The organism is Spiroplasma sp. ald (assembly GCF_044714355.1).
In the GTDB taxonomy this organism is placed as follows: domain Bacteria; phylum Bacillota_I; class Bacilli_A; order Mycoplasmatales; family Mycoplasmataceae; genus Spiroplasma; species Spiroplasma phoeniceum.
The window spans coordinates 1-18979 of record NZ_RXFY01000011.1; the positions used below are offsets into that span (position 1 = coordinate 1).

18 protein-coding genes are annotated in these 18979 nt (G+C 28.7%); all 18 read right to left on the reverse strand.

Going from position 1 to position 18979, the window contains the following annotated elements; translation table 4 throughout:
* Positions 1–157 precede the first annotated feature (157 nt).
* The 18 genes from EHU54_RS01280 to EHU54_RS01365 all read right to left on the reverse strand — a co-directional run bounded on the left by EHU54_RS01280 (position 158) and on the right by EHU54_RS01365 (position 18949).
* A complete protein-coding gene (locus tag EHU54_RS01280; RefSeq protein ID WP_400248508.1) occupies positions 158–982 on the reverse strand; it encodes an ATP-binding cassette domain-containing protein in 825 nt (274 codons plus the stop codon).
* Positions 983–1117: 135 nt separating this feature from the next.
* On the reverse strand, positions 1118–1498 hold the full coding sequence (locus EHU54_RS01285; protein WP_348734924.1) for a transcription antitermination factor NusB: 381 nt from the start codon (positions 1496–1498) through the stop codon (positions 1118–1120).
* 13 nt (positions 1499–1511) lie between these two features.
* Positions 1512–2177 carry a hypothetical protein gene (locus EHU54_RS01290; protein WP_400248509.1) on the reverse strand — a complete coding sequence of 222 codons (666 nt, stop codon included), beginning with the start codon at positions 2175–2177 and terminating at the stop codon, positions 1512–1514.
* A gap of 38 nt (positions 2178–2215) precedes the next feature.
* Complete coding sequence (locus EHU54_RS01295; RefSeq protein ID WP_400248510.1) at positions 2216–2413, reverse strand: hypothetical protein; 198 nt, start codon at positions 2411–2413, stop codon at positions 2216–2218.
* Positions 2400–2537: a hypothetical protein gene (locus EHU54_RS01300; RefSeq protein ID WP_400248512.1), complete on the reverse strand. Its 138-nt coding sequence runs from the start codon at positions 2535–2537 to the stop codon at positions 2400–2402. The genes EHU54_RS01295 and EHU54_RS01300 overlap by 14 nt, the downstream gene beginning before the upstream one ends.
* 144 nt (positions 2538–2681) lie before the next feature.
* Complete coding sequence (locus EHU54_RS01305; protein WP_400248513.1) at positions 2682–4328, reverse strand: hypothetical protein; 1647 nt, start codon at positions 4326–4328, stop codon at positions 2682–2684.
* Positions 4329–4476: 148 nt separating this feature from the next.
* Positions 4477–5073: a hypothetical protein gene (locus tag EHU54_RS01310; RefSeq protein ID WP_400248514.1), complete on the reverse strand. Its 597-nt coding sequence runs from the start codon at positions 5071–5073 to the stop codon at positions 4477–4479.
* Positions 5074–5075: 2 nt separating this feature from the next.
* Positions 5076–7097 (reverse strand): hypothetical protein, encoded by a 2022-nt coding sequence (locus EHU54_RS01315; RefSeq protein ID WP_400248515.1) that lies wholly within the window; start codon positions 7095–7097, stop codon positions 5076–5078.
* 130 nt (positions 7098–7227) lie between these two features.
* Positions 7228–7650, reverse strand: a complete 423-nt coding sequence (gene ruvX, locus EHU54_RS01320) for a Holliday junction resolvase RuvX (protein ID WP_400248525.1) — start codon at positions 7648–7650, stop codon at positions 7228–7230.
* Complete coding sequence (gene alaS / locus EHU54_RS01325) at positions 7640–10396, reverse strand: alanine--tRNA ligase (protein WP_400248516.1); 2757 nt, start codon at positions 10394–10396, stop codon at positions 7640–7642. The genes ruvX and alaS overlap by 11 nt, the downstream gene beginning before the upstream one ends.
* A 95-nt stretch (positions 10397–10491) precedes the next feature.
* The gene (scm1, locus tag EHU54_RS01330; protein ID WP_400248518.1) at positions 10492–11721 is read right to left on the reverse strand and encodes a motility-associated protein Scm1; all 1230 of its coding nucleotides are present in this window, start codon (positions 11719–11721) and stop codon (positions 10492–10494) included.
* Positions 11722–11814: 93 nt separating this feature from the next.
* Entirely contained in the window at positions 11815–14064 is a 2250-nt protein-coding gene (locus tag EHU54_RS01335) for a RelA/SpoT family protein (RefSeq protein WP_400248519.1), read from the reverse strand.
* A gap of 51 nt (positions 14065–14115) precedes the next feature.
* Positions 14116–14538: an adenine phosphoribosyltransferase gene (locus tag EHU54_RS01340; protein WP_400248520.1), complete on the reverse strand. Its 423-nt coding sequence runs from the start codon at positions 14536–14538 to the stop codon at positions 14116–14118.
* Between the two features lie 114 nt (positions 14539–14652).
* Positions 14653–17829: a protein translocase SecDF, variant type gene (locus tag EHU54_RS01345; RefSeq protein ID WP_400248521.1), complete on the reverse strand. Its 3177-nt coding sequence runs from the start codon at positions 17827–17829 to the stop codon at positions 14653–14655.
* 65 nt (positions 17830–17894) lie between these two features.
* On the reverse strand, positions 17895–18185 hold the full coding sequence (locus EHU54_RS01350; protein ID WP_400248522.1) for a hypothetical protein: 291 nt from the start codon (positions 18183–18185) through the stop codon (positions 17895–17897).
* A gap of 65 nt (positions 18186–18250) precedes the next feature.
* A complete protein-coding gene (locus EHU54_RS01355; protein ID WP_400248527.1) occupies positions 18251–18439 on the reverse strand; it encodes a Holliday junction DNA helicase RuvB C-terminal domain-containing protein in 189 nt (62 codons plus the stop codon).
* Complete coding sequence (locus EHU54_RS01360; protein WP_400248523.1) at positions 18351–18548, reverse strand: hypothetical protein; 198 nt, start codon at positions 18546–18548, stop codon at positions 18351–18353. The genes EHU54_RS01355 and EHU54_RS01360 overlap by 89 nt, the downstream gene beginning before the upstream one ends.
* A 5-nt stretch (positions 18549–18553) precedes the next feature.
* Positions 18554–18949 (reverse strand): hypothetical protein, encoded by a 396-nt coding sequence (locus EHU54_RS01365; protein ID WP_400248529.1) that lies wholly within the window; start codon positions 18947–18949, stop codon positions 18554–18556.
* Positions 18950–18979: the final 30 nt, after the last annotated feature.

Below are 18979 nucleotides of genomic sequence, written 5' to 3' on the forward strand. Positions count from 1 at the left end.
TAGATTTTTAACAAAAATCATTTTTCGTGGTGCTGAAATAACTACATAATTTAAAAAAATATTTTTTTTGAAAAAATAGTTGCAATTTTTAATAATAAAATATATTATTGACTTAATAAGGGTGAATTGTCCTATTTGCATCTTTACTTTACATTGCTTAAAAGCAAATCCATTTATCAACTTTATTAACCCGTGAATTTGTTTTTGCTTTTTTAACTACAGCTTGATATTGTTGTTCTAAATCAGCTTTTTTATTTTTCTCAAACATTTGTCACGTAAAATTATGCACTGAACCATATTTTGCGACAATGTCTTTGACTTGACCAGCTTCTTTAATTTGACTATTGTGAACATAAATATATTTTTCACAAAACTCTTCAACTTCACTCATCATATGTGTTACTAAAAACAGCGCTTTTCCTTTATCAACAATATTCTCTTGTAAAAAGTGAAAAATTTCTGATCGAACTTCAATATCTAACCCAGTTGAAATTTCATCTAAAATAACTAAGTCTGGGTCATGGATTACTGATAATAAAATATTTAATCGTTGTTGTTGGCCGCCAGAAAGACCTTCAACAAATTTATTTTCCATTCCAATTAATTGATATGTTCGTAACAATTCACGTAAATGCCCATCTTTCATTGGAATATTAAAGGTATTTAAATAGTATTTAATCATATCCATTACTGAAATCCCAATTGGATATTTTGATTCTTGGAATTGTAAACCAATTGTTAAATTTTCTTGTCGATGTACTTTACCACTTGTTAGTTGGCGAATTCTACCAACAATTTCACTTAATGTTGATTTACCACTTTCATTGGCTCCAATTACCCCAATGAGATCACCTGGATTAATCACTAAATTAACGTTATTCAAAGCAACTTTATTTTTATATTTTTTTGTAACATCAACTACTTCTACTAGTGGTTTTGGTGAATCAATTGCTTTGCGTTCCTTTATAACTACTTGTTTCATAGGTTACCCCTTTCCTAGCTATATTTATTCAGTTTTAATTAATAAATACGCTCAGAAAATTTTACCAAAAAAAAATAAAAAAAGTATATAAATATCCATTTTTATTTGTATGAACTAATTCTTATATTTTAGAAATTAAACTTGATCTAAGACTGAATTAATGTAACTAAAATCAGTATCTTCGCCATATAATTTTAAAATTTCTAAACTTTCATTAATGACAATTGCCTTTGCTAATTGTTGATAACAAATTTCATAAACTCCATATACTAAAACAGCCTTATGATAATTACTTAAGCGAGCAAAATTTCATCCTGGTTTTAAATGTTGATTAATTTTCGCAATAATATCTGATAGATTTGCTAATATTTCCTCAACTTGAATTGTTTCCGTAGAAGTTGTTACCATTTGTGAGAAATCATATGCTTCTTGTTTTGTTGTTAAAACATCATGTTGTAAAACAAAGTGACGATATAACAAATTAATAATATTAATGCGTTCTTGGCGTTTTGACACGTGACATACTCCTTTAAATATAATGATATAAACAAAATAAACTACTTTTTTGTAACCGATAATTATGGCGATGACTATGCTCGCTTAACAAATGATGTAACATTAAAATTGTTTCATCGGCAAAAAGATCAATCGTTAAATCATCGTTTTTTTCAATATGTTTTATTATATCACTTCAATGCATTTCTTGCTGATTAATTATTTGAATATTATTATAAGGCACCAAGTCAGTAACAATAAATGGTTCTTTACTATTAATCACAACCAAATTAATTATAGCAGTACGTAAAAATTGTTTTGCATCAAGTAATTTAACCATCCGATTAATCATAAATTGTTGTGTTACAATTGGCGAAGTAATTAAAGCTTTCCTTTGCTCTCATATTGGGGTTGTTAATGTTGTTGTTACTGGTTCAGATAATGTTTTGATTTTTAAAAAATAAAGATTTTTTCGCGTTAAAATTAAGCGTGGAAAATAATATGTAATACGGCTAAAATCATCATAAAAAGCAACATTTTTAAAATATCACATATAATTAACAGTCCGAACATATCGTTCAATAATCTTATCAAAGCCATGATATTGCTCAGAATATAACTCTTGTTTTCAATTCAACGGTGGTAAACCAAGCTCCTGTCGAATTTTAACTAAATAACGTCGTTTTTTAAATGTTAACATCTTATTTTCTCCTTCTTTAAATTAAGTAAAAAAGAAACCTATGGTTTCTTACGATGTCAAAAATGATTAGTTCGTTTTTGATGCGCATATCGATATTGAATTTCATCTTCTTCTGTTAATTTTTCAACTAATTCTTCATTATATCGCCGTGCTAAAGCTTCTTGATAATCAAAGATTTTTTCTTGTACCCGAACATGAATCCCATCTACTAGTAATGGGGCTTTAATTTCTGCCAACTAATAAAATATATTCTTTTTTATTACATGCTTCTGTAACATTATCTTCAGTATAAACATTATAACTAAGAAAATGATTTTTATCTTGTGCATTACCTGCAAAAAACATTTCATTGGGGTCCATCCAATCAATGCAAATGATTTTTCCATTACGTAAAAAAGATGCCCTGTTTTTATATCTCTTATCATTTCTCGTTACCTACTATCTCCTTAAGGTTTATAAATATTTGGTTAATACTTAACGAGGTGATAATTAATAATTAATACACTATTTTCTACTACGTGCGTCTTGCATTAGTTTTGCTTGCACTCGTAATGATTCAATTAAAAGTTGCCGATTTTCTTTAACTTCATCGCGAATTCTTAATAACCGTCGGAATTCCTTTTGACGTTTAATAAACTCTTCAAGGTTTCCTTTTGTATCTTTATATTTAAGCACTTGTTTATTTAGCAATTTAATTTCAGCATATTGCTTTTGGTTTAATAGCATAACATGCTTACGTAATAGGGGAATTGATTCACTACGGTTTTTTAAAATTGCATCGTTTAATTCTTCATCATTAGTTTTAATTGCTCGTGATAAGTTAATAGCTCGATTAAAATCAGCTAATTCTTGAGAAATTTGACGATTATATCCTTGTTCATATTGACGTCGAACTTCAAATAAATATTCCGTCATTTTTTGATCATAAACTAATCGTTCTTCAATATTTGGCCGTTTTGTTTCATCATAACGATGATTATAATTTGTTTTTTTGTAAAGATCTTCATCAAACAATAATTCTTGTTCATCAGTTATTACTTTGTTTGTTTGATTATTAATCGCTTTCTTTGCTCTTGCAGTTTCTCGATCTTTTTTTCTTTGTTTATAATTTAGTTTTGCAGCAAAAGTTGCTTTTAATTGTTCTAATTGTGTTTGCTCTGCATCAGTCAATTTCTGAAAACGACTTTTATTTTCTAATCGTAAAATTAATCGTTCTTCAATTGATAATGGATCTTCTGCTGTCCGAATTATTTTAACTGGCTTTGGTTTTGGCGGAGTAATATCTTTTTCAGCAAATTCATTTAAACTAATTTCAACTGGTGATTGTTTAATTAAACGAACAAGAATTTCTTCATCTCCTTTTTCAATTTCAATTTTATCATTTGGATCAACAACAAAATCAACAATTGATAAACCATTCCGTTTAATTTGAGAAATTTGTTGTGCCAAGATTGGCCGTAAATCACGACGAATTGTTGTTACTTCTTCTGTTTCTTTTCGACAAATAATTGTTTTAGGTTCGTCTTCAAACGAGTTTGATAATTCTAATTTATTTTTAACCTGATTAGCATCAAAATGATTTCAGGTTGAGAAAGTAGAAAACTGGTCATTAATGTGCTCACTATCTTTTGATGGCGGTTTCATTAAATTTTCTGTTTTAGAATTGGCATTTTTAACAGACATTTTCTTCGGCATACTCGTTTGCTCGGTAGTAATTGTTATTTCTTCTGATAGTGACATTACTGGTGAAAATTGTGGTAAGAAAGGCTTTGATTTTGACCCTGCTTTCTTACTAACTGCTTGTTTTGCTTTATGATTCTTTAATCTTTGCAAAACAGGAATTTCTTTTTCAACCCGATAACTATAATCAATAAATTTACTTTTAGCTCTTTGCTCTTCTCAAGTATTTCTTTTTTTATCCTTTAAACGAATAACACCTGTTTTTTTAGTTCCAACAACTTCGTTAACATATTTTTGTTTTAACGCTTGGTATTCGGCACTATTTTCATCTAATTGTCCCAATAAAACCTTGATTGTTGCTGGCGTTAATTTTTTATCCATTAGTTCTGTTGTATCTCGATCAGAATCAATAATGTTTCCATAATTGACACGAGAAGTTACGACAGATTCTGAGTCTTTTTCCTTTGCCATTTTCTATTCCTCTTTTATCTATTTTCTCGTTTTTTGATACTTACATATACTATATAAAATTTTTGCACTTTTTTAAAGTTTTTTTACTAAAAATTTTGCTTTTTTTAATAAATTATTTATAATAATATATCTTTTTTTAACTTAAAGATTATCAGCGTGATTTTGGGCCTTTTTTGTGAAGATAACGCTGTCTCTTACTTTTTATTGATTTTTCAGTTGATAGCAGCGAAAATTCTTGTTCTTGTGGTTGATGATACATATTATATTCATCTAACAATGCACGACCAATTTCTCGCATAAAAATAGTGCCATAATTATCTTCTGCTGTTGAAATTTTATTAATGTCATTTCTATTTTTAAATACTGGCTTTGCTTGCAATTCTAATCCAGTAACTTCACTATTTAATATTTTTTTATTTATCTTTGGTAATTTAACTGGTTTTGATAATGTAGCCAAATATTCTTCTCGTTTTTTTAATTCATTTAATCTAATTTGTTGTAAATCACGAAGCACTAACTCTTGTTGACGTTGTACTTGTTGTATTTGAATTTTATTATTATTTGCTAATGCTTGTAATAATTGTTTTTGAACAATAGCATCTGCCTCTTGCGCTCATAATTCTTTCTCTCGCGCTCATTGTAAAGCCACATCAGGTCTTTTCTGAGGATCAATGCCACTTGATGTCACAACTTCATCAAAATATTTACGAATTAATTCGGCTGTTGTGATTTTTTTATTTTCCATTGTTAATTCTTCACCACTTTATTGTTACTACTTATTGTTTCACTCTTTTCATTATTAGAGTTTTCAACTAAAAAGCCATCAATAACCTTTTTTCCTTCAGCACGATATTTTTCAATTAAAATCTGTGGTAATGGTTTAGGTTTTACTTTTTTATTATTAAGTTTTTTTTGATAACGCCGTTCTTTACGCATATTTTTTTGAATTAATTTTTCTTTTAATAAACGTTGATGAAGTTGTTCTAACTGACGCCGATGAATTTCACGAATTTCACGAGGATGATATCCTGCATAAGTGTATTGATTTTCCGTTAAATCAACTGTTAAATCAGGTGTTTTTGTCGAATCAGCATAATCAATTTGATAATCTTTTAATTCTTTCTGTGTATATAAAGTCAAATCTGTGTCTTTTCTTTTAGTAGGAATAAATGTTTGATTATTTACTTCTGCTATTAAATTAGATTGTTTTTTTGTTATTTTTAAATTAGAAACTTTATCATTATTTTTTTCATAATCATTACCATATTTTAACTTTTTTAAATTAGGACGTTTTTTAGGATCAATAATTGAAATATAATCATTTTTATTTTTTTGTGTTTTTTCAATTAATATTTGATTATTGCTAGCCCCTATTGTTTTAGTAGGTACACTATTTTGACTAGCTCCATTCAAGAATGGTTGCTTTTGCTTACTACTAATTGCATTTGTGAAAGTTAAATTTGGCACAATTGCTTCATTTTTTTCTACTGATAATTTTGACTTAATCTTCTTTGATGGTTTTATCATTAATGGATTAATTTGTCTAGTAATATCAGGTTCTAAATAAAGATCAGTTTTAAAAATTGGTTTTCGTTTTGATTCTTCTTTTATAAAATTACGAATATATTTACCACCAATTTGTTTCTTAGTTTTTCCTAAACTACGGTATAATGATTCTTTGACCATTTGATCACGTTTTTTAATAACATGTTCCGGATTAATCACAATTGGTGTCTCATTTTTATCTTTTTTATGTGTGATTTGCTGCATATGTTGTTTTCACTCTGAAGGATGTGAATTCCGACGTGACAACAATTCTAATTGATTTTTACTTAAATTCATTTGATCTTTAATTTCATCTAATGACCGTAATTTAAGATCCCGATTTGATAAAGAATAATCTTCTTCTGGATGATAACCTTCTCGCGCTCGATTTGAATATGGATTAAAATCATGTTTAGTATTATCTCGTCGTGATAACAATTGTAATTGATTTTGATTTAATCCTCAATTATTTGCATGTTCTTTCACTTGTTCATTAAATCCTTTTAATGATTCAATTGTTTCCTTGTTTTGACTGTCATTTTTTGAACCTTGTGTTTGACTTTGAAATCGTCCATAATGTTCATTGCGTTGTCGGATTAATCGTTGCTGATTTGGATTTAACTTACTAATAATATTTTCAGTTTCTTCTGATGAAGGAAATACTTTATCAGACTTTATATTCTCATCTAAGGTTAGTTCATTCTTAACAACTTGTTCGGTTGGCAAATTTGCTAAAACAGATTCATTATTATTTAAAAAAGCTTGACGTGGTTGTTTTATCTCTGATTCAATTGCTTCTTGTGATGCTTGATAACCACGAACAACTCGCGATGGAAATAAGTCTTCAACTCGCGATAATTTTCGTTTTGACAATAATCTTAACTGACTAGGATTTAGTCCCATTGTTTTCTTGCTACTCGTTGCATTTTTTGCCAATTCTTTTTTAAATAATGATGATTTTTTACTTGAGGTTTTTTTAAATTGTGCATTTTCTCCTAATAATAATTTAACAAATTTTTCATATTCTTTTTCATAACGTTGATTTCAATCAATTGCACTATTTGAATTCAAATTTTTATATTCTTCCATTAACTTTAAATATGGTTCTGACTTTTTCCAAGACTTAGTTAAAATTTTAATAAGCATTGTTTCATTAACATTTATTTTTAAATTATTATTAACTTCTTGTAATTGTTTTGTTTCATTCAATTTCTTACTAGCCATCATTTTACCTCAAATTTTTAAATTATAACCGTCAATAAATTCTTTTTCTAAAATTATATCATTTTTTTCTTGCTTTTGATATCAATACTTGTATAATTAGACATTAAAAAAATAAAAGAGTCATTCTCTTTTATTTCTGTTGTAAATATGCTTCTAAAATTAATTGCGCTGCTAAACTATCTTTTTTTTGTTTTCGTTTTTGGCGCGAAAGATTTGCTTCTAACATTATTTTATGAGCTTGACGTGTTGTTAACCGTTCATCAACTAAGTGAATTGTTATCGTTGCTTCTAATAATGGTTTTAAAATATCAACAAAATCATTAACCATTAAAGCACGAGGTCCAATTGTATTATTCATATTTTTTGGATAGCCAATAATAATATCACTAAATTGGTTTGTTGTAATTAACTCCGCTAAATATTGCGCTGCTTGTGCAAAATCATTTTCTGGAAAGCGATAAACACCATACCCAGTCGCAATCAGTCCCCGACTTGTTGCTAAGCCTAGAGTTTTACTACCAACATCAACTCCTAAATAATACTTAGCCGTGATGTTTTAAAAATTCTAGCGGGTCAGCAAATAATTTAACAAGTAAAGTTTTGTCTTTATTGTTAAAACCACTTTGAGCAACACTATTATTGCCGCCACCTTTACCACCTAATAATGGATTTAATTGTTGAATAATTTTTCCAGCTTGATAACGATCGTGTAAATCATCACTAACACCAACAATTAATGTGGCTTGTTTTTCATCACTAACATCAACGAAAAAAATTAGTAAGTTTTGATATCGAACTTTATAATCATCAATTAACACTTTTAAAGCATTAATATCAACTTTTGCTGTAAATTGATGAGTTAAAACATTAATTCCATTTTTAGTTTGTGGTAACAAGATATTATATTGTTTGACAAATTGTTGAATTAAAATATTATCATATTGTTTTTGTCAATGTTTAAAATCTTCTTTAAATTGTGCTACTAACTCTTTTAACTGTTTTCAGTTTGTTTTTGAAACAGTTAAATTACTAATTTGTTCTCAAGTTTGCTCTAAACGTTGGTCAAGTAATGCTTTTTTACCTTGATTATACTTATCAAAATAATTAATTGCTTCAGTTTTTTCTTTTAAAAATTGTTCATTTAGATAACTAGCAATTGTTTTATTTGAGGTAATAGCATGAATTCGAAATGTTCCAACTCCTTTTGATTCCAAACCAGTTACTAGTAAATCTTCAACATCTTGTGAATTAGTCACATGGGTTCCTCCACAAAGTTCACAAGAATAAGTACCAAATTTAACAATTCGAACCTCAGCATCATATTTTTCTGTAAAAAAAGCTAAAGCATGATGCACATCTAATGCTGTTTGCATATCAGTATAAATAACTTCACAAGGAATTGCAGCCTTAATTGCTTTTGTAACAGAAGCTTCTACATCTGTAATTTCCGCTGGTGTAATTGCTTGATTATGTGTAATATCAATTCGTAAACGCTCATCATCGTTATAAGAACCAGTTTGCATAACATGGTTTCCTAACACTTCTCGTAAAGCAGAATGAATTAAATGTGTTCCTGAGTGATTTTTCCGCGTATAAAAACGACGATCACTGTCAATTGACGCATTGACCAAATCTCTAATCTTAAGTGTCCCTTCAACTTTGACAAAATGTAAATGCTGTTTATTTGGCCCTTGTTGTACATCAAGAACATAAGCTGTCGTATTGTCTTTTAAAATTAATCCGTGATCCGCAGCTTGTCCCCCTTTTTCAGCATAAAATGGTGTCTCTTTTAAAATGATATATCCTGTTGTATTAGTTAATTTTGTGACTGGTTTATCATCAGCAAACATAAAGACAATTTCTGTATTATTAACTTGTTCATGTTCATAACCAACAAATTGACTAGCAACATCTAACTTGGTAAAAAGTTCGCTTTGTAAATGAATTGCTTTAATATCTTTTCGATTAGTACGTGAAATTGTTTTCGTATTTTCTAATAATTCATCAAAACCAACACGATCAACACTAATCCCTGCTTCGTGTGCTTCTTCTTCAATTAATTCAATTGGAAAACCATAACTTTCAAATAAACGAAAGGCATGTTCTTTTGAAATCGTACCATATTTTGTTTTAACTTCATTAAAAAGTTTGTTTCCTTGTTCTAATGTTCTTAAAAATTTATTTTCTTCATCTAACACAGCTTGTTCAACAATTGGTTGTTTTTCAACTAGATAAGAATAATATTCTTGCATAATATTAACTACTGTTCCCACTAATTTAAATAAAAATGGTTCTGTTAAATCAATTTTTTTCCCATATAAACTAGCACGACGAATTAAACGCCGAATAACATAACCACGATCTTTATTCCCCGGAAAAGCACCATCAGCAATTGCAAAAGTAACTGCCCGAATATGATCAGCAATTACTTTAAATGCAGTATTAATTTTTAATTGTTCTGAATCATTGTTAAACAATGCTGTTTCATCATAATGATATTTTCCATTTACTAATTTTTCAACCGCTTTAATAATTGGCATAAACAAATCAGTTTCAAAATTAGTTGGTGTTTCTTGAATAATTGAAGTAATTCGTTCTAATCCAGCACCAGTATCAATATTTTTTCGTGGTAAGTCAGTATATGTCCCATCACCATTATTATTATATTGTGAAAAAACAATATTTCAAACTTCCAAATAACGATCATTTTCTAAATCATCTTGCAATAACTTTAATCCTAATTGCTCATGATCATATTTTTCCCCACGGTCATAAAAAATTTCGGTATTAGGTCCGCATGGTCCGGTCCCAATTTCTCAAAAATTAGTATCCTTATCACCTTTAATAATTCGTTCATCACTTAAACCAATTACATTGCGTCAAATTTCATAAGCTTCTTGATCATCTTTATAAATTGTGACATATAATTTGGCAGGATCAAACCCAATTCATTTTTTATCAGTTAAAAATTCTCAAGCATACATAATTGCTTCTTTTTTAAAGTAATCACCAATTGAAAAATTACCAAGCATTTCAAACAAAGTATGATGACGTGCTGTATAACCAACATTTTCAATATCATTAGTTCGAATTGATTTTTGTGAATTTGTCAAGCGTGGTGATGGTGGTGTTTTTCGCCCATCAAAATATGGCTTTAACGTCGCCACACCAGAGTTAATTCATAATAATGACGGATCATCAACAGGAATCAATGATACTGAAGATAATTCATAATGATCCTTACTGCGAAAAAAATCTAACCACATTCTTCGAATTGCATTTGCTGTAAATTTTGTCATTTTAATATTCCCTTCTCTTTCATAATTAATTAATAGGATTATAGCATACCAAACGAAAAAAACTTTTTTATTTCAAAGAAGTTCTTACTAAAAGCCTATTTTCGATATCCTCGAACCAATAAATAAAACGAAACTAATAAAATATTAACAAAGAAGAAAGTTGTAATTACTGGCACAACGGCTGGATATTGAAAATATTGGCGAAATATTGTTCACATTAAGGTTTGTCAAAGTAAACCAATTACTAATCATGTTAGCATTTGAACAAACATTAATAAATTATATGAAAATTCTTGTAAACGTGCTAAACAAAACAACATAAAATAAAGGGGAATAAAACTAATGATCATTAATCCTATTGCAACTACTAAAAGAATTCAGTTAGCTCTAACATACCCCGTTGTTGACGTGAAGGCAGGGAAAATCATAATTACAATAAAACCAATCATTAATAAAATCATTCCAATGTTGCTTCCTAAGCGTTGACGAAGTTCCCGACGAGAAGAAATATTAATGTATCCTAATCATTGCATAAAATGAGTTACAAATCCACCACAGTGTCCTGCTGATGATGGTAATAATAATTCAATTGCAATGCGAATTGATAATCCAATCACAACATTAGCAACAGCAAGGGGCATCACAAAAATAATTAATACTGCTCCTGCTTGCATAATTGTTGGTGCTTGCGCAAAAAGCGTTCCTAAGCCATTTTGATTAATTATTAAACCTAATATTGAAAACACATTTGGTTGATATTGTACATTGTTTATTCAAGTTGCCAATCCTTGACCATTAGTTAAATTATATCAATAAAGTTTTTCACGCAGTACAAAAGAAAAACCATCAGCAATAGCAATGAAAAATAATCCTAAAAATAAGGATAGATATAAAGTAAAGCCACCAATCCTTATCATTCATTTACCAACTAATAAACGAACATTTCATTTTCAATGTGCTGCTGTTATATTTGTTAGTAAGACAATAACAAAAATTGCTGTTCCAACTGCAATTAATGTAAAAATAGGAACAAAAATATATAAATCAATTACTCAAAATTTAAAAAGAGCAAATCCATTTAAACTAAAAACTGCTTGAAAAGAACGATATGATAATAAAAAATTTAAAATATTATAAGCACTATCTCCCTGTAAAGTTTCTAATGGATTAGGGTTTAATCCTTTAACGCTTAATGAATTAATAATTTCTTGTTTTAAGGCTGTTACTTGTTGATTTAATGTTGGAACAACTGCTCCAGCTATAATAATTACAATTTCTGCTAAAAATCATATAGTACTAAATTTTAGTCAAGACTTTAATGCCATAGTCTCCTCCATGTTTCTAAATAATTATAAGTATATTATACCAAGAAAACAAGGAAGATGATATTTTTTATTTATTCTGAAGTGATTAACAAATTACATCATAACTCGTTCTACTACTTTAATATCTGGAATGGCTAATAATGATGACCGAATTTGTTGCAAGCGGTCAGCATTACTAACCTTAATAATTGTTTTAATTGTTAAATTCATTAAATCACCAGAAACATTAGCACTCATCATTTGAACCGATGCATTTAAATGACTTAATACTTTTGTCACATCAACTAGTAAGGCAGGCCGATCAATTGCTTCAATTCGAATTGCACAATCATATTGTTTATTTTTACAAACTGCTTCATTTCAACTAACTTCAACTTGGCGGTCTTGCTTATCACCGCTTTGAATATTACGACAAGTTTTTAAATGAACTTTAATCCCTTCAGCTTTAGAAACATAACCAGTGATGTCTTCATATGGAATTGGTAAACAACATTGTGAAATAACAACTTTAATGCTTGAAATACCTTGGACAATGATATCATCTTTTAATTGCGCTTTTTTATATTGTTTATCTTGTAATTTTTTTAAAATTTTTTCATTTTGACTTGTTTCGTGATCTAAATAAACTAAATTAATTGCTTCTTCTAAAGTATATTCATCATTAGCAACATCTAACAAAAAATCTTCAATATTATTAAAATTAATTGCATGTAATCGTTCTAATTGTGTTTCTGAATCAACTAATTTTCATTTTAAATCTTTTTTTGCAATATATTCTTCAATTTGTGCCTTTGTTTGTTTAATTTTCTCTAAATTAACTGATTTTGCATCACTAGTTACTTCAACTAATTCTTTTTTCAAATACTTCTTAATTTTTTGTAGCGCCGATGATGTTTTTGCGACAACTAATCATGAATGATTTGGTTTTTGGGTTGCTGCTGTTTTAATATCAACCACATCTCCTGATTTTAAAACAGTTGAAATTGGTGAAAATAAACCATTAATTTTTGCTCCAATTGTTTTTTCTCCAATTTCAGAATGAATTTTATAAGCAAAGTCCAGAACAGTTGAACCAAATGGTAATGTTACAACCTTCCCATTTGGTGTTAAAACATAAATTAACGAAGAAAAAATATCATTTTGAATAATTTGTTCCATTAAATGATCTGGTTTATAAACTTCTTGTTGAATTTCATCTCGTTCATGTACTGAAATATTTTCTAAATCTAAAATCCGTTTAAAAATATCTAATCGTTCATCAATATCTTTTTGTTTTTTTGCAATATCATAATTTTCCCCTTCTTTATAACGTCAATGCGCTGCTACCCCTTGTTCTGCTAATTCATCCATTTCTTCAGTTCGAATTTGAATTTCAAAAATAAGACCATCATCAGCCGCAATTGTAGTATGCAAAGATTGATATAAATTATGTTTTGGCGTAGCAATATAATCTTTAAAGCGATTATTTAATGGCGTATAATGCTGATGGACAAAACCTAACACCTTATAACAATCATCAACACTATTTGTAATAATACGAACAGCTAAAATATCATGAATATCATCAAAATTTTTACCAAACTGATTCATTTTACGATAAATTGAATAAATTGATTTACTACGTCCATATACTTTTACAGACATTTTTTTCTCAGTAATTAAAATTTGTTTTAATTCTTCAATTTTTTGATTAATAGTATTTTCTCGCTCTTTATTACTTGATTCTAATAATGAAACAATTTTATTGTATTGCACAGGGTTAACAATTTTAAAACTAATATCTTCAATTTCTTGTTTAACAGCTTTCATTCCTAAGCGATGAGCAATTGCTGAATAAATTTCTAAACTTTCTCGCGCAATAATTTGTTGACGTTCTGGTTTTAAATAACCAATTGTTTTTAAATTATGTAAACGATCAGCTAACTTGACAATAATTACGCGAATATCTTTCGCCATTGATAAATATAACTTTCGTAAATATTGTGCTTTGATTTGTGTCCGATTTTCTTTTGCAAAATAACTAACTTTGGTTACCCCTTCAACTAAATTAGCGATTTCAATCCCAAATAATTCTTGTAATTCTTCAAAGGTAGCAGGAGTATCCTCTAAAACATCATGTAATAACCCAGCAATTAAAGTTTTTGGTCCCATTCGCCATTGTGCCAAAAAAAAGGTTGTTCATAATGGATGGATAATATACGCTGCTCCGCTATTGCGAACTTGCCCATGGTGTTTTTCTTCAGCATACTGATATGCTTTCTGAATTTCCTTTAATGTTGCTTCATCTTTAATATACAACTTAATTTGGGCTAAGACTTCTTCGTATTTAATATCTCGATCCATTATAAACAACCCCTTTTTCTTATAATAATTATAATTATATCGCGTTTAGCATTAATATTCAATCAGGGTTTTAATTGGATATGAATCTAAATCTTTTTTACCATTCAAATATGTTAAATCAATCACAAAAACTAAACCAGCAATTGTTGCTTGTTCTTGCTTAACTAATTGACACATTGCACGTGCTGTTCCTCCCAATGCTAAAACATCATCAACAATCAACACACGATCATTTGGTTGTAAATCTCCGGCATGAATCTCTAATTGATTTGCCGCATATTCGTAACTATATTTTACATCAATAACTGCGCGGGGTAATTTTCCCACTTTTCGTACAGGAATAAACCGTAAATTGGTAGCAAAACTAACAGCTGGACCAAACAAAAAACCACGTGCTTCAGGAGCAATAATTACTGTTGCTTTTTGAGCAACAGCATACGCTGCTAATTGCTTAATTACTGTTTTAAAAGCCAAAGCGTTATTTAATAACGGAGTAATATCACGAAAAATAACCCCGGTTCTGGAAAATTAGGAATATCAACAATAAACTTTTTTAGATCCATTTTTAAAAATTCCTTTCTTGGTTAATTAATCATTAATTCCAACAACAACTTGTTCATCAACTTCAACACGTTGTGAATCTAAGTAATTTTTAACACGGATTTTATTTAACGCACGATATTTTTCTAATGCTATTCAAATTGGGATTGCAACAAATAATGTCGCAAACATCCCAATAATTAAACCAATTAAAATAACAACATTAAAACCAAATCGTGTTCCTGAAAAAGCCGCCAAAGTAATTAATAAAATTGCAAACATAATTCCTAATGTTAAACAGTGCTGTAGCATTTGTTTAATTGTAATATTAGCAACTTTTTGTAAAAAGTTATGTTCATAATTATAGATCCGAAACTCTTTTTGAATTTCTCGGATGATTTTATGGTTTTTATTTTTAATATCTTTTGCCACCAATTCTACCAGGTGCAATTGGTCACGATATTGTTTTTTCAATTCTTTTAATTTTAAATCTGGATTTTTAACTGCTAATTTTTTTAATTCCTCTTGATAATAAACTTTATGAGCACGACGTAAACGTTTAATTTGAGCACGATGTTCTGACATATAGGCAAAGAATGTTTCATACTCACGAATATTAATTGCTTTTTTATTTTGTTTTGCACGCACCATTACCATTGTTCCAAAAGCAATTGCAAACCCAAAAATCGTTAAGAACGCAATTGACATTTCAAAGGTAATTAACAACTGCGTAATAATTGCAATTGCAATAGTAACAATTAACGTAAAGATTGCGGCTAACACCATTCCAACAAATTGTGCTCAATCTAAGCGGAATAATGTATAAACAAAAATACATGCTAAACCAATTGCCAGGCTAATTGCCGCAATTTTTAAGATATAACCTTCCATAACTGGATCAGTTTGTTGTAAGGCTAATGATGTATCACTCGGGCTAGCACCATAAAATGAAGCAATGCTTGATAACAATTCATGCTCAAAAGTACCCTTCGTAATATTTGTACTAATAACTAAAATACGGTTACTATTACCAGTATCTTGTCGTTTAATCACATAAATATTAAAACTAAAATTATGACGTGTTATTTGCCGATACTCTTCAATTTGCGTATTTAACTTGGCAATTGCAACTTCATCTGGAGCTTGTTTAGACCCATCTGTTCCTCACAAGTCTTCATTAACTGTAATATTAATTCCTGGTTTAATTGTATTAGCAACATTTGCTTTTCCAGCAAAACCAATTGCTAAGGCAATTATTAATAAAATGATTCCAACAATTGGGGTTCATTTTGTAATATTATAAAAGGTTCATTTGCCATGTTTTAATTGTTTACGCTTTTTATTTTCTACAGGGGCTGAAGCAGATAATTCTGTTTCAGCATTAGCAGGCAGGTTTACTTCAACATCAGATAGAAGCTCAGTTGTTGAAGAATCCACTACTTTAACATCCGTAGCTAGTTTTCTTGATTGTTTCTTAAACAATCAAGTTCATAATGAAAATCGTGAAACATCTAACCAACGATATTTTTCTTGTCAATGTAACTTAATGATAATTCAATACATTAACCGCGCTACGACAAAAACCATAATAATTGCAATAATTAAACCAACTAATAAAATTGTGGCAAATGATTTAATATTATTAGTTCCTGTTCAAAATAGCGACAGTCCTAATATTACTAAAACAACTAAAGCATCGATAAAAACAGCAATTGTTTGTTTATTAGCAATTTTCATTGCTGGTTCAAATGGGATATTATTTTCATACCGCTCACGTTTATACCGTGAAAAGAACAACAAGTTTCCTTCTAATGATAATCCAAAAGCAATAATTAAGGCGGCAATACTTTCTGGTGAAATTTCAACCTTTAATAAAGATGAAAAATATAAGGTTGAAATAATTGTAAACAATAAAGTTAAGATGGCAATTAATCCAAATAAACGATAATAAACTAATAATACAATAAAAATGGCTAAAACTAAAACACCTAAAATAATCATTGAAATTTTAAACACATTTGTTGAAACAACCGGTGGGATTTCACGATAACCGCGAATAGTAAATTCTAGTCCACTTAGCCCCCCATTAACCAAGTTACTAATTTGACGAGCTTCTGTCTCGGTTGATGTTGTAATTTGATTTGAATTTTCGGCTGCACCAGTTCCAATTTTAATTAAATTTCAATTAATAATATATTTTTTATATGCTTCGGTCAAAACACTATTATATTCAATAATTGTTTGTAAATATGGTCGCAATGGATCAATATATGCATTTGTTGTAGCACTTTTATCATTTGGATCAATTAATAAACGATTTGTCGGTACTGTTGTAAAACGAAAACGACTATCTTCCATTCATGTTCTAATTTGTGAAATTGGATAACGTAATGCTAAATCTAACAAATTTCCATGCTGAATTCAAGCAGTCCCTGTATCATAATATTCTACATCAAAAATATGATAAATATTTGTTCAATCTGTTGAAGAAACCTTACTACGAATATCAACACTAAACAAAGTTGCAATTGCTTGTATATTATCAATATCATGACGTAAATCATCAATCATTTGACCAATATCAGTTCAAATATATAATGGCTGTGCTTGTCCGCCTCCTTCTGCTGGTTTTAAACTATTAATAATGCTATCTCATTTTTGTTGATTTTTAATTTGTAAGGTAATAATTGGTCGACGTGCTTGGTCAACTCCTGTTGTTGAACCATAGATAACATCACTTAATGGTGTTCGTTCTTTTGTTCCATTATTATCACTAATTAATAAATCTTTTCCCTTATTATCAGTTAAGTAAATTGCTCCTAATCGTTGAATTATTTTACTTAAGTCATTATAAGATTTAAACCTATCTTTTCCAACAATAACTTCAACCGAATTACGTCCTAATGTTTGTAAATATAAATTTTGGTTTGATAAAGGATCTAATTTATTTCGTAATAATTCTAAACCTTTTTTGCTATCTCCATTTGGAGTATCCGGTGAATAATTAGGGTCTCTTTTGTCAAAAACATCAATTTGAACTTGATATCCTCCTGAATAAGCAATTCCTGTTTGATATGAATAACGAAAACTATCCGCTGAAAAAAGCGCACCAACAATCATAGCAATAACTAAAACAATTAATGTTCCGATTCGGATAATTAATCGACTTATTGCTCTTTTATCTTTTGGCTCTTTAATTATTTTAACTTGTTCTTTCTTTCCCACGCTTGACACCACTATTCTACTTTTCAACTTTTCTTTATATATTGTACACTATTTCTTATCTAATCCTATGATTTAATAAACATATCTTTAAAATCATCTAACGATAAATCTAGATCAGTAATTTTTTGATTATTCATAAATTCAATTATCGGGTTAAGTTTAATATTAAAAATATAATAAGCAGCATCACTAACATCAATAATTTTTTTATCAACTAAAATTATTTTTAATAAATAATTAATAACATCCTGTTCGGTAATATTTCGATTTAATAACTTTAAATCTACTGTTTTTAAACTAATCATTTTTAAAACATAATTAGCAATTTGTTGTTGTTCTTTTTGATGATTTTGCATTATATTTACACCTTACCTTAGTTTCAACTATTATTATAACTAAGTTATTTAAAAAATTAAGAAATTTATGTTAATTTTTTTAAAAATTCAATTGCTTTTGTTGTTAATACCCGTCCCTGTGGGGTTTTTAACAAATAGCCCTTTTTTAATAAAAATGGTTCTAAATTATTGGTAATTGTTAAAAGCGGTTCATTTAAAATTTGGCCTAATGTTCCTAAACCAACTTGGTTTTTGTTGGAAAAGATGATAAATATGTTTTAAATAATTAACTTCATTTCATTCTAACCCATCTTGAAATACTTTTAAATTAGTTAAAATTTCTGTCAAAAAGTCAAGATCAATTGAACGAGAATTAACAACCAAATAGTCTATACTCGATAAAATAACCGCAAAGTGGTGAGGGGATTATTACGAATATAACTTGTTAGTAATTGTAATTCATTAGCTGGTAAAACTAATCCAACTTGTAAAAATAAATTATTTAAAATTTGTTGAATTTCAAAATTACTATATTCTTCAAAATAAAAAACAGTTGTAAAACGATTCAATAATGGTTGTGGAATTTGATATAACAAAGTTGTTGCTGCTAAAAATGTAAACGGTGGCAATGATAATGTTACATTTTTAGTATTATAATCTTTTCCTAAAATTAAGTTTAAGCAATTGTCTTCTAGAGCCGGATATAATGTTTCGCTTACTTCTTGACTAATAGCATGAATTTTATCAATAGACTTCTTGCATAACCTATTAAAATAATTGTAAATATTTTTAAAAAGATACTAATAGCAAATTAT